The organism is Glutamicibacter endophyticus (assembly GCF_048457885.1).
Lineage (GTDB): Bacteria > Actinomycetota > Actinomycetes > Actinomycetales > Micrococcaceae > Glutamicibacter > Glutamicibacter endophyticus.
Genome location: NZ_CP174200.1, coordinates 1,464,384 through 1,480,100 on the forward strand (window position 1 = coordinate 1,464,384; position 15,717 = coordinate 1,480,100).

Genomic DNA, 15,717 nt, shown 5'->3' on the forward strand with positions numbered 1-15,717 from the left:
TACCCAATAGAAGCGAGACAGCGAGCACAAAGCCAAGTGGTCCTCGTGAGCATTGTCGCCAGGTCATACCGATATCCCGTCGACGCGTAGTCGGAGTTTCGTGCCAGCGCCCTGTAGTTCATTGCCCGCCGACGTCGGCAGTAGCACCCGAACGCTGAAAATTTCCACGGCTCCTGGCCGTACTAGCCCCGGCAATCTCGCTGATAGCGAGCCCTGCCCACGTGCCAGTAGCTTGCCGTCGTGCTCCAAACTCAGCTGTAGGGCTGGCAAGAGATCTTTGCTGACGCTAGGTAGCGAAGTGCCAGTCAACGATAGCCGCACCACAGCCGGCAACCCATCTTCGGTGCAACGCACAGCGATGACATAACGACGCTCTTCGCCAGGTAGAAACCGTCCATCCGTTGGCGCCAGCCCGACCACGGCCGCGGTGGGATTGGCTTCGGTCCAGTCAGCTTGGCGCGGGGTGAAATTGGCTTGTGTCGAGGCGGCGACTTGCAGATTGAACTTCTTCGTCGCGGTTCCGGTGGCGAGGAAGTCGACCCGGTCCACGAGCACGGCCGAAGTCGTCAGGGACAAGGTGCCCAGCAGGGCTCCGAGTGAGAGCCATGCGCGTCGGGCGATGCGTGGTGAGCGAATCATTAGTGGCTCCTAAGAATGATTAATAAGTAAACGGTGGTGGCGCGCTCGGGCTGGCAATTTATGTGTAAACGCGACACCACCGTGGTGATCCGGCCCAGCAGCTCGTTGAACGGTGCACAAGATCGGACCGTCGAACTTAGTTGATGGCGGTACCGTCGAAACGGGCCTGTACGGCGACGGTGCCGCCGTTGGCTGCGTTGTCGTCTGCCGAGCTGTTCAGCCCGATGCGCAATACGGCGATCTTGCCCGAGTCCGCGCCCAACTCGTCGAGTTGTACGCGACCGCTCTTCTCGCCGGGGGCGAAACGGTTCATTTCTACCGGCTTCCACGCGGCCTTGCTCAGGTTGGAGGCATCGTCCAGGAGTGCTACGTCTACATGCAGGAGCTGGCCGTAGGCGCGGTTCTTGGCATCCTCGGCGGCATTACCGGTGGGTGCCGTTGTGTTCTGCAGGCTCAAGTCCAGACTCGAGCGCATGGTGTGGGAAGCATTGCGAACCGGAATCTTGGCCACAATGCTCCTTCCACCCGGTATTAGAGCGTCCGCCCCTGGAATGTCCAAGCTTTCAGCCTCTGGGTTGGCTTCAACCCACTGCTTCTCGCTGACGTCGCTGGCGCGATCTGCTGATTGTGTCGAAACCTGAATGTTGTATTTATTCGCGCTCCCGCCAATGCCTCCCGAACCGTTCAGATCGAGCAGCGCAAAGTCGGTGAAGGCCGCAGCCGTGACCAGGGCACCGACACCCAACAGGGCAGCCGCGGTTAGCGTGGCACGCTTACGCCCAGATTTGTTCGGGTGCTGTGCGGGTATTTTGGTGGACATACTTGTCTCCTGAGGGGGTACGTGTTGGTGTGCTCGCCGTGCGTGCACCTTGGGATTCCGATGCTGTGCGTAGCGACAATTCACAACTAAACCGGGACCTGGGACCGGTAGGTGGCGTTAGTTGGGTGCTGAGTGATGAATTAGGTATTTCCTTCGAGCCGGTTGAGTGCTGATTCGGGTGGTTCGCGTCCTGTCAAGGTGTCATGCAACGTTCTGCAACGGTTTATGTTCGCCCTAGGGGCCGGTAACTTGACTGCATTGGCAGGGAGTGAGCGGATCGCTGCGCGGCTCCGTGCCGCATCTGCGAAGGAGGAGATACTCATGAGAGCAGCGCGATATTACGACCGGAAAGATATTCGGATCGAGAACGTTGACGAGCCAGAACTGAAACCCGGAACGGTCGCCATCGACGTGGCGTGGTGCGGCATTTGCGGCACGGACCTACACGAGTATTTGGAGGGCCCGATCTTCATACCTCCGGCCGGGCATCCACATCCGATCTCGGGTGAATGCGCGCCAATCATCATGGGGCATGAGTTCTCCGGGACCATTACCGCGCTGGGCGAAGGCGTAAATGACCTGAAAGTCGGCGAGAACGTGGTGGTTGAGCCGTATATCGTTCGTGAGGATGTGGATACCGGCAAGGGCCAGCCGTATCAACTCTCCAAGGACATGAACTTTATCGGTCTCGGCGGACGCGGCGGAGGGCTGTCCGAGAAGATCGTCGTCGAACGTCGCTGGGTGCACCCGATTGGCAACATACCGCTTGACGAGGCCGCACTTATCGAGCCGTTATCCGTCGCTCACCATGCCTTTGTGCGTTCTGGGGCGCAGGTGGGACAAGTGGCGGTTGTCGGTGGCGCTGGCCCCATTGGGCTATTGACCGCAGCTGTGTTGAAAGCCAAGGGTTTAACCGTGTATATCTCGGAACTGTCGGAGGCGCGTAAAGCCAAAGCGAAAGAAACCGGTGTGGCCGATGGAGTTTTTGATCCGCGCGAGGGAGATGTGGCGCAACAGGTCCGCGAAGCTACTGGCGGACGGGGTGCCGACGTCGGTTTCGAATGCTCTTCCGTGCCTGCCGTGTTGGACATGCTACTCGACGCGGTGACGGCCGGGGGAGTGATTGTGAATGTTTCAATCTGGGGCCATAAGCCCGCGGTTGATATGCCGAAGCTGGTGCTCAAGGAGATCGATCTTCGAGGCACCATCGGTTACGCCTCGGACCATCCGGACACCATCGCCCTAGTACAGAGCGGCAACCTGGATTTGGGGCCATTTATCACCGGTCGCATAGGGCTCGATGAGCTGCTCACCGAAGGCTTCGATCAACTGATCAACAACAATGAGGCACACGTGAAAATCATCGTGGACCCGCGTGCTTAGCTTGGCCCGAACCAGTTGCCAGCGCAACTGCTAGGTGCTCATTCATATGGCCAAGGCAAAGCCCCGGCGCTGACCACTGAGTACTGGTCGGCGCCGGGGCAATGTCGTTGGATGCGGCGTAAGCTACCGCTTCGAAGCGCGGTGGATCCTACACGGACTGCGATCCGGTGTCGCATTTATTTGATGACATATGGGACTGGGTTACCGTGTCGTTGGCGAATTCGTCGTGCACCATGGTGGCGGAGCATTATCGTCAGTCCGTGGCTACGGACTTTGCGAACACCGGATCTCGCTGCTTAAGCGCGCAATGCACAGCAACCGAAAGAAGGACCCGTTCGCCGCGAAGCTGGAGCGGGCGCTGGGATGGCCACAAACCTGCTGGCATGGATAGAGACGCCAGATGCTGATTATCCGGGTTCAAACGGGATGCTACGACTGTAAATCGTGACGGTATCGCACATTTAGGTTGCCGACGACCGACACGTTAGTTCGCCTTTCTCGGGAAGCCGCGCCATGGGCTTTCAGTGGCGGCGATAGAAGCTAAGAACCTGACGAGACCTACTCCAGACAATGCTAAAACATCCAGGCGTCAATATATTCGAGATTTCGGACATTAAAGTGGAATCAGATATCGGAGTGAAGGATACGTGGATAGAATTCATTAGAGTATGGAATGCCGGTGAAAGCGTGTTGTTGTGACGATATCGGGTGGACTGAAAATTCGTCAGACATGCAGGGCTGAATTTGAAAGTTGGTTAGCATCGGGGGTGCCCCTATGTTCTGTGTCAAGCAATTTTCAGCTCTGGAACGTCATAGAGCGATCCGTCACGGATCATCGCGAACAGGACGGTGAGACGCCGGTGAGCCAACGCGATCAGAGCTTGGTTATGGCGTTTGCCCTGAGCCCGTTTCCGGTCATAATAGGCCCGGCAGGTCGGATCGAACCTGATCGAGGCGAACGCCGAGAGGAAGAGCGCTCGTTTCAATCTCTTGTTACCTGAATGACTGACGCGCTCGGACTTGATCGACGTGCCCGACTGGCGCGTGGTTGGTGCCAGGCCGGCGTAAGAAGACAGGGATGCGGCACTGGTGAAGGTCTTGCCGGAGGTCTCGGCGATGATGATCGCAGCGGTCCTGACGGCAACCCCGGGCATGGATGTCAGGACCGGGTAAAGAGGGTGGGCCTCCACCATGGCCTCCAAATGTGTGGCCACGTCCACGCGCTGGGCATGCAACGAGATCAGGTGCCGGGCCAGATGCGGGATGACCAGACCTGCGGCGTCGGTGCCGACCACGACGACGGTCTGCTCATCTAGGGCCGCGATGATGGTTGAAGCCCACGCGGTGTGGCGGCGGGCTCCGTGCTTCTTGAACTTCGCATCGATCCTGGCTTTGCCTGCGTGCTTCAGTTGAGCTGGGGTGGGCCAGGCTGCGAGGACTTCCAAGATCGCGTCGTGTTCCAGCCAGGGACCGAGGATCCGTTCTAGTGGCGGGTGGATCTGGGTGAATAGCCCGCGGATCCTGTTGCTGGTTTGAGTGATCTGACGGGCTAGGTCCAGGTCAAAGCCGGTGAGCATGCCCAGGGTGGCTTCGTCCTCGTCGGAGACTTGGATGCTACGTAGCGTGTGCGGCATGGTGCGGGCCGCGTCAGCGATGATAAAGGCATCTTTTTCGTCTGTTTTCGCCGTGCCAGGATACATATCTGCGATGCGTCGCATCGAAAGTCCGGGCAGATAGGCCACTGGAATACCGAGGTTCTGGGCGACAGCGACGGCTAACGCCCCGATGGTGGCTGGCTGATCTACGACGACCAGGATGGTGCCCTGGGCACTGAGATTCTGGTAGACGGTGACGAGTTTGGTTTCGTCGTTGGGTAGGGTCTTGTTCCAGATCTTGGTGCCGTCAGTGGAGACAGCACAGGCCCAGTGGTCGGTCTTGCCGACATCGAGGCCGAGGAAGATCTGGATGTCGTCGGTTTTTATGAGGTTGGCTCCTTTGCGCTTGGTCCCTCATTTGGTCGGCCAACCTGCGGGAGCAAAGTCTTACATCCACGTTATGACTGACGTCCGTGCACCGGTGGTGCGTGGCGTCGTGCCCCTAATTAGCAATCACCTCACTGCCCTCCCAGCCTCGGTGGCAACACCCCCCCGGATCATTGGTTAGACAGGGGCAAGACACCATGCCGAGGCTAGTCGGCCGACAGCCCCATGATCCTCTTGTTGGGGGCTATCAAAAAGATAACGGGGTAATCCGCTGCAAGCGCCTACGAGCGATAGCAATCAGAGGGTTGTTGGTGCCAGAGAATTTCCGCACCAAAGTGTTGAAGCGCTAGTACTCAAGAAAATCTTCTAAAGCTTGCGCGAAAAGCCGTCCACTTAATAGCCAGAGCTTAATTAGGTGCGTCGAGATGGTTTTATTGTGAGAGTTGCTTTAATCGAAAGCGCTTTATTCCTGATTTATGAATATATAGATCCTTAGCTTTTTAATCGCTTGTCGCTAGAAGCTATTCATAGACTTGATTCCTACAGGGCTTCGGTTTGAGGTGGCTCGCGAGACTTTGTATTACAAATTGGGCCTTATTGTCGCCAGCCCTTCGGTCACTTGAGTAGCGACGGCGAGCAGATAAATGTGGTGACGGGCAGGCCGTCTCAATGAAGTCCCTCTGGGGCGTAGGGCTCGGTTTTGGTTTCGCTTCAAGTCTGAGTGATGTAGTTGCCTTCACCGCACCGTCCATCCTACAAAAGTATGATGCTCTGATTAGGCGATATTTGCTACGCTCGTATTATGGCTTGAGAGTGTAGATATTAGTCGACACCAAAGTGCCCGCAGGGAGCTTCCTCTCGTGCATCGAGTCTATGGAGATTGACAGCTAGCGATGATCGAAGCCGTAAAGGGGTGCGTGCGAAAGTAACAAGCTAATTTTATGAGAATCAGTAGAGCGAAACCCCGGAGGAGATTAATGTGAAAAATTTGAAAAGATGCAATCGGATTATCACTGGCGCCATTGCTACCATTGCCGCGATAGGGCTGGTGGTACCGACGGCAGCACTTGCTGCACCTGGGCCAGATTCTTCAGCTATCGTCTACAATGCCACGCTTAAAGAGAGCTCGGCGGAGGAGCTCGCTCGCGTGTTGGAGGATGTCTTCACGGACGCGATTGTTTTGGGTGATTCGGGCATTATCTCGATTGACCAAAACGAACTCACGTCGATTTTAGGTGAGGAAGAGGCGGGGAAGGTTATTGCCGCGCTTTCATCGAGTCGCCAATTGAATGCGCCAATCGGAGCTTTCGGTACGGCAAAGGCTGCTGCCGGGCGTAGCTTTGTCGACTGCATGATTGACAGTAGTGTGTTGGGCTTTATTAGTGGCATGTCGTCGGGAATTTACGCTGAGCTAATTCGAAAGAAGGAATTCTATGAACTTGCTCAGAGGATAATGCCACGATTGATCAAAGCCGGCGTCGGAGGGGGTATAGCTGGCATTGTGGGTGGCCTAGCGGTAAGCGCGATTGTCTGTTCCCGCGAGTAGTCCGAGGTTTAGTTGAGGAGCCCGGGGTGAGCGAGACTAATCCTCGCTCGCCCCGTACTTCCTTATCTCCTTAAGGAGCTTTCGAAACTCAGCTATACCCTTCTCCGAGGCGGAAACTTCGGTCTGCGCGTAACGTCCGACTCGACCTTTGCTTACATGAACTAAGCCATGCTCATCTAAAAAACCGACCGCGCGTGACACATCGGGTAAGGAAAGTCCTGTGAATTCTTGGATTGACGGGTAGTTGGACCTTTCTACCTGTGTCAGAAACCCCAAGGTCTTAAATCGTGGCGGTGAGAAGAGTGCACGTTGTAGATCCATAGTATTCACCGTCGACGCGGTAGCAGCATTGGTAGTACCAGAGCGATATAGAGCGCCACCGGTACTAGTGGCAGGGCGAACTGCTCCAAACTGCTGCTTGGCGGATTCTGTAGAAGGTTCCATGCCCACACGAACCCAAATGCGGAAACGACGATTGAGCCAGGCCCGGTCCACCGAGGTATGCGGGGTTCGTTGATTTTTCCTAGTCGTATCGTTCGCAACGTAATGACGATTAATCCTGCGAAGGCAACTAAAATAAGGCCATTGGTGTTTTTGAAGGCCACCCCTAATCCACCTAGGTAGAAGATGCATGGTGCCGAAATGACGAGAACCCAATCAAATGCGGTGAGAATTCGTTTTGGGGCGGGTGGTAGTCCAAGGTGCGATTCACTGTTTGTCTGGTTCACTGATACCTCCTGAGCGCTTGTTGGTTTAGTTTTTCAGACTACTTGCACTTTCGCAAGTGTTCGAAACCGTATGGTTTGGTGCCTGTCATTCGTGGATTGCGGGTTGCTCCGCGCTCTAGTCGCCGGTGCCCGCCGATGCAACGGGCGGGCCCCAAGTGGTCAAGGTTACGAATGTACTGCGTGTCTCGTGAAGAGGTCGACGACATTTGTCGGGGAACCGGATGTTTATTCGCGCCGGACTTGATCTTATTGGGGCGCTCTCACGTAGTGATTCGTTGGCTCCGAACGTTTCTGCCGGTAGTTTCTTCTATGACCAGATTGCGCCCCCAGATTGGAGATCTGTTGTCCCGCGGGCGCGCCAATACACATGCCTACTGTTGGAACGGGTGCGCTCTGACACTATTGAGGATTCTTAGTCGCATTGGTCTCAAGTTCAGGGTCGTAGGAACCGCTGAGGCAAAGGTTTGTTGATCTAAGGGGACTGTGGCACTCACAGAATGCGATGTAAGTCTTGGGTCCGACGTCAATAATGCTAACTAACGGGGTGCAGCCTCAACTCAGCTGACGAGCTGGTCAATGACAACATGCCCCAGTCACGTGAGGCCGCGCTGCCGGGGCTACCATCAGTTGTCACGAGCGTGGTGGGGCGCTGGCAATGGTTGATTATTCGTACTCTAGTCCGCGTTTCCTGCGGCTATAGTCCCGAATTGCGATGCAGGGATTGACGTCTTGCCTAGATAACCGGTGGACTATGATACTGCCTGGTATCGCGGACGGGGGCGAATAGGGTGAAAATCATACATTTACCGTCGTGATGAACAATACGTCGGATGGTGCCGTACGCGGCATGGTCAGTGGATCGCGAGTATGACTTGTCAGCCAAACTTGAGGTTTTCGCTAACTTGAGCTGAAACAAACAAAGGATTAGTCCCGGACATTCTGCGGGGGAATCAGCGGCTAAAGTCCTTGGTGAAGCGGTACACCTGGCGTTGGATCAAGTTTCAAAAACACTGTGTGGACAAGGAGTGTCATGTTGGGCATGTTGACTCGGCGTCGGCTTCCGATCGCGTTACGAACGACCGGGAAGTCGGCTAAGACGCGATGAGATTGCTGGCACCTGTGCGCGACACGATCATCGGTGAACGTTGCGATCAATTGCGGTGCAATATAGCACTGTTTGTACTGAGGTCACGACGACAGGGCGCAAGAAGGGTATGACTGAAGCTGAGGAAGTGGCGGATTCGTTTCTTTTCTTCACGCCTTACCTGCCATGCCAGGATGGGGATGTCATTGCCGCTTCCTAGGTCAAGCGGACTACCCGGCACTCTGCCGCGTACCTCGGCGCTACATTATCTGAGCGATGATCGGGGCAGTCGGCTCGAAATAAGACGACGGGACATGGGTTAAGGGCATCTGCCAAGCCGTGAAGGCGGTGTGCCTTGCTCGCCGCGGCGCGAACAATTTGTTCGCGATTGTCGGGCCCGGGTCTTCTGTGCGCCGAAGACCCCGGCCACTGCTCGATCTTGGCTGCATCGAGTGGCAGGTAAGTGGTACCAGAGTTGTCCACGGATTGAGTTACTTAGTCGAACTCGGCTGTAGAAGGTTCGAGCCCGCTAATTTCCCTGATTAGATCGATCTTTAGCATTCAGTGGTCCTCTGAGTAGCACCCGGCATTGCGATGCTCCGTAAACTAGCGCTTCGAAGCGCGGTAGCCTGCTTTCTGGGCATCCCGTTCGGTTTTGAAGCACTCTTCCGGCTTGGTGCGGCTGTAGTACTGGCCGCCCGGAACGTGGTACTTCCACTCCTTGTTGCTGCCGGTGCGGTTGCCCTTCACCGGATAGCCCTTTGGGCAGGAGTATCCTTGACCGTTCATTTTCACCGAACGCTTTTTCGAGGACGATTTCGCCTTGACGACCTTCAGTGTCTGCTTCTTGCTTACCGTGCTCTTCTTGCCCTTGACGGTGTACTTGACTGTCGTGGTGACCGTGTAGGTGCCAGCGCCGAGCTTGACCGACTTCTTGTTTTTCGCGACGGTCTTCTTGCCCTTTTTGACGGTCAGTACCGCGGACTTAACCTTGACGCTCTTAGCCTTGGAATAACTGGGCTTGATGGTTGCCTTGGCCGAACCCTTAACGGTTTTCTTGCCAATGGTCTTGATGGTGACCGGAGCCTGCTTCTTTGCGGCGACTACTGCGGTCGATACGGTGGCTGCGGCCGCCGGGGTGGTGGGGGCGATATTTGCCCCACCGAATGCAATGGCAGCCGCCGCGCCGAGCGCAAGGGCCTTACCAAGGAATTTCTTCACTGATTCTCCAGCAATAAGTGGATGGAATGTCTCCCGATTGGGATTATTCGTATTATCACTCAAATCTCGACCTTGTGCTAGTTCACGGATAAATTGCATACCAGTCGGCTAGCGGGCTTTGGCTGATCGGGCAGAGGCTAGTGCCAAGGATCGGCAAAGGAATGGTCGAGCAAATTCAGCAAATAGTCACCGTACCCGCTCTTGCCGAGGCTGTGGGCCCGCGACCGCAGTTCGGCATCGTCGATAAAACCTCGGCGCCACGCGACTTCCTCAGGCACTCCAATTTTCAGTCCTTGCCGCGCTTCGATGGTGCGGACGAAGTTTGAGGCATCATTCAACGAGTCGAAGGTGCCGGTATCCAGCCACGCGGTGCCACGGGCCAATACGTTGACGTTGAGTGTTCCTTCGTGCAGATAGAGCCGATTGATATCTGTAATTTCCAACTCACCACGTTCCGAAGGAGTCAGGGATTCGGCCTTGTCGATCACGGAGTTGTCATAAAAATAAAGCCCCGGTACCGCGTAGTGGCTACGTGGTGCCTGGGGCTTTTCCTCTAAGGAGATGGCGTGGCCGTCCGTGTCGAACTCCACCACCCCGTAGGCGCTGGGATCTTTGACCCAGTAGCCAAAGATCGTGGCCCCTTCTCGTGTCGAGTAATGCTGCAATTGCGTGCCGAAGCCGGGACCGTGGAAGATATTATCGCCGAGCACCAAAGCGACGGAGTCTGCGCCGATATGCTCTCGGCCAATGAGGAACGCTTGGGCTAGGCCATCGGGCGAAGGCTGTTCCGCGTAGTCCAAGTTCGCCCCGAAATGGGTTCCGTCCCCGAGCAGGTCACGGAACTGCGGGGTATCGCGTGGGGTAGTGATGATTAGAATATCCCGAATTCCCGCCAAGAGAAGCGTGGAAAGCGGGTAGTAGATCATGGGCTTGTCGAACACGGGCACGAGTTGTTTAGAAATGCCCTGTGTGATCGGATGAAGCCGCGAACCAGTTCCCCCAGCAAGTATGATTCCCCTCATGGACGAATGGTAGCAACGCTAGCTCTTCTGTCAATGGACAATGAGCGTTACCCTTGGCCCATGAATAGAATCCTGGTAACTGGGGGTGCCGGATTCATCGGGGCAAATTTTGTGCGCCATCTGCTCGGGCACTCCGACGCGATGATCACTGTACTGGACAAGCTCACCTACGCGGGGAATAGGGGATCCCTGCACGGATTAGATGAGCAACGAGTACGGCTGGTAGTGGGGGATATCGCCGACGCTAATCTTGTCGACGAACTGGTCTCCTCTCATGATGCGGTGGTGCACTTCGCCGCAGAATCTCACAACGATAATTCATTACTCGATCCGGGCCGTTTCGTGCAGACCAATGTGCTTGGGAGTTTCACCCTGCTGGAGGCGGTACGGCGTCACGATGCGCGATTTCATCATGTGTCCACCGACGAAGTGTACGGGGACCTAGCACTTGATGACGCAGATCGTTTCACCGAGAACAGTGCCTATAACCCTTCCAGCCCGTATTCCTCGACCAAGGCCGCCAGCGACATGTTGGTACGGGCATGGATACGGTCCTATGGGATCAGGGCGACTATTTCGAACTGCTCCAATAACTACGGTCCCTTCCAACACGTGGAAAAGTTCATTCCTCGGCAAATCACCAATGTGCTAATCGGTCAACGCCCACGACTTTATGGGCACGGCAATAATGTGCGCGACTGGATTCACGTGGAGGATCATTGCCGTGCGGTGGCGTTGATTCTCGAACGCGGGACGATTGGGAAGACCTACCTTGTGGGGGCCGATGGTGAACGCGATAACTTGTCGGTATTGAAACTAATCCTGGCGCATATGGGATGCGATCCGGGCGACTTTGACCAAGTGATCGACCGCCCAGGACACGACCTGCGCTACGCGCTCGACGCCTCGCTTCTTCGCGAAGAATTGGGCTGGGTGCCACTTCATCAAGACTTTGCCAGCGGTTTGGACCAGACCATTGACTGGTACCGGGAACACCGGGCATGGTGGGAACCGTTGAAGGCGGAGACCGAACGCCGCTATGCGTTGCGGGAGGCGATCTCATGAGTTCGGTACAGTCCCTACAGGTACGCGATTTGGAGCTAGATGGCTTGAAGGTCATCGAGCTGCCGGTGCACCGCGATGACCGCGGCTGGTTCAAGGAAGCTTGGAACCGCGAGCGTCTGACCGAGGCCGGATTGCCGGGCTTTCTGCCCGTGCAGCAGAACATGTCATTCAATACCGCCGTGGGCACCACGCGCGGATTTCATGCCGAACCGTGGGACAAGTTGATCACCGTGGCGTCCGGCAAGGTCTTTGCCGCGTGGGTGGACCTGCGACCCGGCCCGGGCTTCGGTCAGCTGGCCACCCTACAGCTTGGTCCCGAACAGGCCGTGTTCGTGCCGCGCGGCGTGGCCAACGCCTTCCAGACCTTGGAACCGGGAACCACATACAGCTATCTAGTCACCCGGCATTGGCGCGCCGATGATCGTGACGGGTATAGCTATGTGAATCTGGACGATGACCAGTTGGCGGTCCCGTGGCCCATCCCATTGAACCGGGCGGTCATCTCCGCCGCGGACCGGGAACATCCCTCACTGAAGCGGGCGCGTCCGGTGCATGCACTTCCCATCCTGGTGTTGGGGGCCGGCGGACAGCTGGGTCGCGCCTTGGCCTCCCGAAGCGGCATGGACCCTCGGCTTCAGGTGATGGATCGCGAGGCGCTGGATGTCTCCGACCCGGCACAGATCGACGCGCTGGACCTGAGCTCGTATGGGGTGGTCATCAACGCGGCGGCTTACACCAAGGTGGATCTGGCCGAACTGCCCTCGGGACGCCGTGAAGCGTGGACAGTGAACGCGCAGGCGGTATCTCGGTTGGTGGCGCGGTGTGCCCGCTTTGGTACCACCTTGGTGCATATCTCCACGGATTACGTCTTTGACGGGAGCCGTGCCGTGGCCACCGAGGAGGACCAGCCGGCACCGCTGGGCGTGTACGGGCAGTCCAAGGCAGCCGGCGAGGCGGCGGTACGCACACTGGAACGCTTCTATCTGGTGCGTACCAGTTGGGTCATCGGCGAGGGGATGAACTTCGTGGAAACCATGAAGCGGCTGGCCCACAGCGACATCGATCCCGTGGTGGTCGATGATCAGATCGGACGGTTAACATTCGCCGAGGATCTCGCCGCCGGGCTATTGCATCTGATCGATCACCGTGCCGCCTACGGGATTTACAACTTCCAGTGTTCCGGGGCCCCACAAAGTTGGTATCAGCTGGCCCGCCGGGTCTTCGAATACTGTGGTAAGGATCCACAGCGCGTTGGTGCCACGAGCACCAGCGAATACGGCAAATCAAGGGCGAGCTTCGCGCCGCGACCAGCGATGAGCGTGCTGGATACCACCAAGCTGCGGGCCACGGGGTATCACCCGTGGGATCAGCAACGTGCCTTGGCCCGGTACCTGGGCGTCAAACCTTAGACGCGGGAAGCGTCTGACCAGCGAGTTACCCGGCAACCATCTGCCGGGTAACTCGCTGTGTCATCTCGGGTGCCCCGAGCATTGCCCATCTAGGTAATTCCTTGACCCATTGAGTAGCCGCTACTGGTGCCCGCCTTCAACCAACGGCTTAACGTGCGAGGTGGGAACGCGATATTCATTGGGGGCAGTCGAATATGTCGCACACATGGTCGCGCCATGGGCGTCGCAGCACATCGAGTCAACCGACTCGAAGCCGACCCGCCGCGCGCCGTGCGTCCTCCCGGTCCATCGGCTTGGCCGGTTCGCCAGCAGGCGCCGGTGTGGATCGGGTCCCACAGACGGAGCCGGCGGCAAGCCAGTCGCGCACCAGTACGGCTAGCCCCCCAGCTGTCGTCGGCTCCTTCACCTCCGGCACCGGCCGACTGAGCCGAGGCCTGGCCGCGGTCAGTTCGGCCGCCGGAGCTCAAGCCACGCAATCGGCGGCCGGATTCGCGGTGGCGTTGCTGGCGGCACATACTCTGGGGATCGAAGCGTTGGGACTGTTCTCGATCCTGTACGGTGCACTCATTCTGGCCGCCGGGATCACCAGCGGTTTTGTGGGTGATTCGCTGCTCGTGCTCGATCGACATGCGGCCGAGATTCGCGCCGGCTTGGCAGCGTGGTTTGCGGTGCTGGCCACCGCAATCGCCGTAGCGGCGTTCATCACCGGCTGGCTTAGTGGGGTGCTGAGCGTCAGTGGTGCGCTCGTCTTTGCCGCAGCGGCCGCCGCGTACATTGCCGAGGATCTCATCCGACGCAATTTGATGGCCGTTCTTGCCTTCCATCGAATCATTTGGATGGATCTGTTGGTCCTCGCGGTCACGGTAGTGGTGGCCCTAGGGTTCCTTACCGTGGGCTACCGCGGGCTGATCTTCGTACTGGGCGCCGTCACGGTGGGGCAGCTTGCCGGCATGCTCTTTGGGTGGTACCTGTTACCGCGCAGCGAGCGGCGCGGGGTGCATCGGCCGATCGCTTGGGGGCCGGTGGCGCGCTACGGGATCTGGCGGGCGGCGCTCCAAGCATTGCGTCCCGGACAACTCACCGGGGCACGACTACTCGTTACCGGCGCGCTCACGTTGGCGGCCGCCGGTGCCTTGGAGGCCGCACGAATTTACGCGGCACCGGCCATGCTGCTGGTCAGCGGCGTCTGCTCCTATCTCTTTGCCAGTCTGGCCGTCCGCCAGGAGCAGTCGTTAGCAACGGCGTTGGCCTTCACCGATCGGGCGGTACGCTACCTGCTGCTCGCCGCCTTGGTGTGCGGGGTGCTGGGGATGGTTCTACTGCCGGTGGCTGGAGAATTGATCACCGGACGGCAACCGGTAGCGCTGACCGTTCTCGGGTGGCTCGGTTATGCCATGGCTGTGGCAGTGGCCACCCCGTACGGGCTCCTAGCGGCGGTACGACATCGGGCCCGCGCAGTCTTCACAATTCGTGCGCTCGACAGCGCGCTTTGCCTCGTACTGGTGGCCGTGGCCGCGTTCGTATTGCGCGAGGTGACCTTGGTGCCGTGGGCGGCCGCAATTGGGGCGCTAGCCGGTGGGTTGAGCATCCGCGGCTTTGTCTTAGTGCCCTTGGTGCGCGCCGAAGACACGAGCCCAGCGATGGCCGGTGACCGGCCATGAGCGTAAGGAACGGAAGCCTGCTCATCGTGCATTCTTCGGACGAGCTGTATGGCAGCGATCGGATGCTCCTTGAGGTGGTGCAGGCCTTGGGCGGCCTCTGGAAGGTGGAGGTCTGGCTTCCAGTGGATCATCAAGATGGCCGGCAGTTACTCTTCAAAGAACTCGTGCGCCGCGGTGTGGCGGTGCGCCATGTCGAGCTCCCGATTTTGCGACGCGCCTGGCTGAATCCGGCCGGTGTCCTGCGTTTTCTGCGACTGACCGTCCCGACGTGGTGGCGGCTGCGTCAAGCCGCACCGCAGCGGCTGTATTTGATGACCTCGGCCTGCTTGCTGTTGGCACCGATAGCCCGCATGGCACGGATCCGGCGGATCACCCTGCACATCCAAGAGCCATGGACCTCGCGGGAGGCACCGGTATTGCGTGCGTTGGCAAGATTAGCGGACCAGCGGATCGCGATCTCAGAGACCGTAGCACATTTCAGCGAACTATCGCCGATTGCCATACAAGTTGTGCCCAATGCCGTGCCGCACCCAACCGAGAACCAGACGGTCCCCGCTCAGATGGTGCACAGCCCAGCTCCGCACTATGTCGTGGCCAGCCGCTGGAACGGACACAAGGGGCACCGCACACTATTGCGCGCCTGGCAACAGGCCGGTTGTCCGGGCACTCTTTTTGTTCTCGGCGGACCGCCGCCCAGTGGGGCCCAGGTGTCGGTTCCCCAGCTTGTCGATCAGTTCGTTCAGCAACCGCAGACCGTGCAGGTCATTGGAGAGGTGCCCGACCCGGAACGGTGGATCGCCGCCGCAGATGGAGTCATCCTGCCCACCGACAGCATCGAGGGCTTTGGGCTCGTGGCCATCGAGGCCTTCCGCCACGGTACCCCGGCAATCGTCTCGGACTGTGGGGGACCAGCCGAGATCGTACGCCACGGGGTGACCGGATTGATCTTTCCGCCCGGCGACAGTCAGGCGCTCGCCGACCTGTTGGCCGAGACCACCACCGAGCAACTTCGTCAGATGGGCACACGCGCCCGGCAGGAGTATCTCCAGAAATATACACCCGAACACTTTCACTCCCGGATCCGGGAGCTACTTTCGGGACGCCGGGCCAGAACCTGAGCGTCGGGCACGAAAAATTCATCGAGCAGGGGGGCTGTG

General features: G+C 58.2%; 12 protein-coding genes. 6 read left to right on the forward strand and 6 right to left on the reverse strand.

The features are described 5' to 3' along the window. Positions 1–63: 63 nt before the first annotated feature. Positions 64–639 carry a hypothetical protein gene (locus ACJD00_RS06960; RefSeq protein WP_418909078.1) on the reverse strand — a complete coding sequence of 192 codons (576 nt, stop codon included), beginning with the start codon at positions 637–639 and terminating at the stop codon, positions 64–66. A 136-nt stretch (positions 640–775) separates the two neighbouring features. After that, a complete protein-coding gene (locus ACJD00_RS06965; protein WP_418909079.1) occupies positions 776–1,459 on the reverse strand; it encodes a hypothetical protein in 684 nt (227 codons plus the stop codon). A 321-nt stretch (positions 1,460–1,780) separates the two neighbouring features. On the opposite strand from ACJD00_RS06965, the gene ACJD00_RS06970 reads away from it, so the two are divergent. After that, on the forward strand, positions 1,781–2,842 hold the full coding sequence (locus ACJD00_RS06970; protein WP_418909080.1) for a 2,3-butanediol dehydrogenase: 1,062 nt from the start codon (positions 1,781–1,783) through the stop codon (positions 2,840–2,842). Between the two features lie 785 nt (positions 2,843–3,627). On the opposite strand, the gene ACJD00_RS06975 is transcribed toward ACJD00_RS06970, so the two are convergent. Beyond that, the gene (locus ACJD00_RS06975) at positions 3,628–4,824 is read right to left on the reverse strand and encodes an IS110 family transposase (protein WP_418909318.1); all 1,197 of its coding nucleotides are present in this window, start codon (positions 4,822–4,824) and stop codon (positions 3,628–3,630) included. 979 nt (positions 4,825–5,803) lie between these two features. On the opposite strand from ACJD00_RS06975, the gene ACJD00_RS06980 reads away from it, so the two are divergent. Further along, positions 5,804–6,370 (forward strand): hypothetical protein, encoded by a 567-nt coding sequence (locus tag ACJD00_RS06980; RefSeq protein ID WP_418909081.1) that lies wholly within the window; start codon positions 5,804–5,806, stop codon positions 6,368–6,370. 36 nt (positions 6,371–6,406) lie between these two features. Here the strand turns inward: ACJD00_RS06980 and ACJD00_RS06985 are convergent, their stop codons facing one another. The 3 genes from ACJD00_RS06985 to rfbA all read right to left on the reverse strand — a co-directional run bounded on the left by ACJD00_RS06985 (position 6,407) and on the right by rfbA (position 10,425). Continuing rightward, positions 6,407–7,003, reverse strand: a complete 597-nt coding sequence (locus tag ACJD00_RS06985; RefSeq protein ID WP_418909082.1) for a transcriptional regulator — start codon at positions 7,001–7,003, stop codon at positions 6,407–6,409. Positions 7,004–8,788: 1,785 nt separating this feature from the next. Next, positions 8,789–9,403, reverse strand: a complete 615-nt coding sequence (locus tag ACJD00_RS06990) for a hypothetical protein (RefSeq protein ID WP_418909083.1) — start codon at positions 9,401–9,403, stop codon at positions 8,789–8,791. 137 nt (positions 9,404–9,540) lie between these two features. Beyond that, on the reverse strand, positions 9,541–10,425 hold the full coding sequence (gene rfbA / locus ACJD00_RS06995) for a glucose-1-phosphate thymidylyltransferase RfbA (protein WP_418909084.1): 885 nt from the start codon (positions 10,423–10,425) through the stop codon (positions 9,541–9,543). 60 nt (positions 10,426–10,485) lie between these two features. Between rfbA and rfbB the strand changes: the two genes are divergently transcribed. From rfbB to ACJD00_RS07015, 4 genes are all read left to right on the forward strand, one after another. Beyond that, positions 10,486–11,490: a dTDP-glucose 4,6-dehydratase gene (rfbB, locus tag ACJD00_RS07000; RefSeq protein WP_418909085.1), complete on the forward strand. Its 1,005-nt coding sequence runs from the start codon at positions 10,486–10,488 to the stop codon at positions 11,488–11,490. Continuing rightward, positions 11,487–12,899: a dTDP-4-dehydrorhamnose reductase gene (gene rfbD, locus ACJD00_RS07005; protein ID WP_418909086.1), complete on the forward strand. Its 1,413-nt coding sequence runs from the start codon at positions 11,487–11,489 to the stop codon at positions 12,897–12,899. The genes rfbB and rfbD overlap by 4 nt, the downstream gene beginning before the upstream one ends. Positions 12,900–13,219: 320 nt before the next feature. Continuing rightward, a complete protein-coding gene (locus tag ACJD00_RS07010; RefSeq protein ID WP_418909087.1) occupies positions 13,220–14,560 on the forward strand; it encodes a hypothetical protein in 1,341 nt (446 codons plus the stop codon). After that, on the forward strand, positions 14,557–15,678 hold the full coding sequence (locus ACJD00_RS07015; protein WP_418909088.1) for a glycosyltransferase family 4 protein: 1,122 nt from the start codon (positions 14,557–14,559) through the stop codon (positions 15,676–15,678). Before ACJD00_RS07010 ends, ACJD00_RS07015 begins: the two co-directional genes overlap by 4 nt. Positions 15,679–15,717: the final 39 nt, after the last annotated feature.

Excerpts from the sequence above, each read along its gene's own strand:
- rfbD (WP_418909086.1), top strand. The coding sequence starts at position 11,487 with ATGAGTTCGGTACAGTCCCTACAGGTACGCGATTTGGAGCTAGATGGC.
- ACJD00_RS07015 (WP_418909088.1), top strand. The coding sequence starts at position 14,557 with ATGAGCGTAAGGAACGGAAGCCTGCTCATCGTGCATTCTTCGGACGAG.
- ACJD00_RS06985 (WP_418909082.1), bottom strand. The coding sequence starts at position 7,003 with ATGCATCTTCTACCTAGGTGGATTAGGGGTGGCCTTCAAAAACACCAA.
- rfbB (WP_418909085.1), top strand. The coding sequence starts at position 10,486 with ATGAATAGAATCCTGGTAACTGGGGGTGCCGGATTCATCGGGGCAAAT.
- ACJD00_RS06960 (WP_418909078.1), bottom strand. The coding sequence starts at position 639 with ATGATTCGCTCACCACGCATCGCCCGACGCGCATGGCTCTCACTCGGA.
- rfbA (WP_418909084.1), bottom strand. The coding sequence starts at position 10,425 with ATGAGGGGAATCATACTTGCTGGGGGAACTGGTTCGCGGCTTCATCCG.
- ACJD00_RS06970 (WP_418909080.1), top strand. The coding sequence starts at position 1,781 with ATGAGAGCAGCGCGATATTACGACCGGAAAGATATTCGGATCGAGAAC.
- ACJD00_RS06965 (WP_418909079.1), bottom strand. The coding sequence starts at position 1,459 with ATGTCCACCAAAATACCCGCACAGCACCCGAACAAATCTGGGCGTAAG.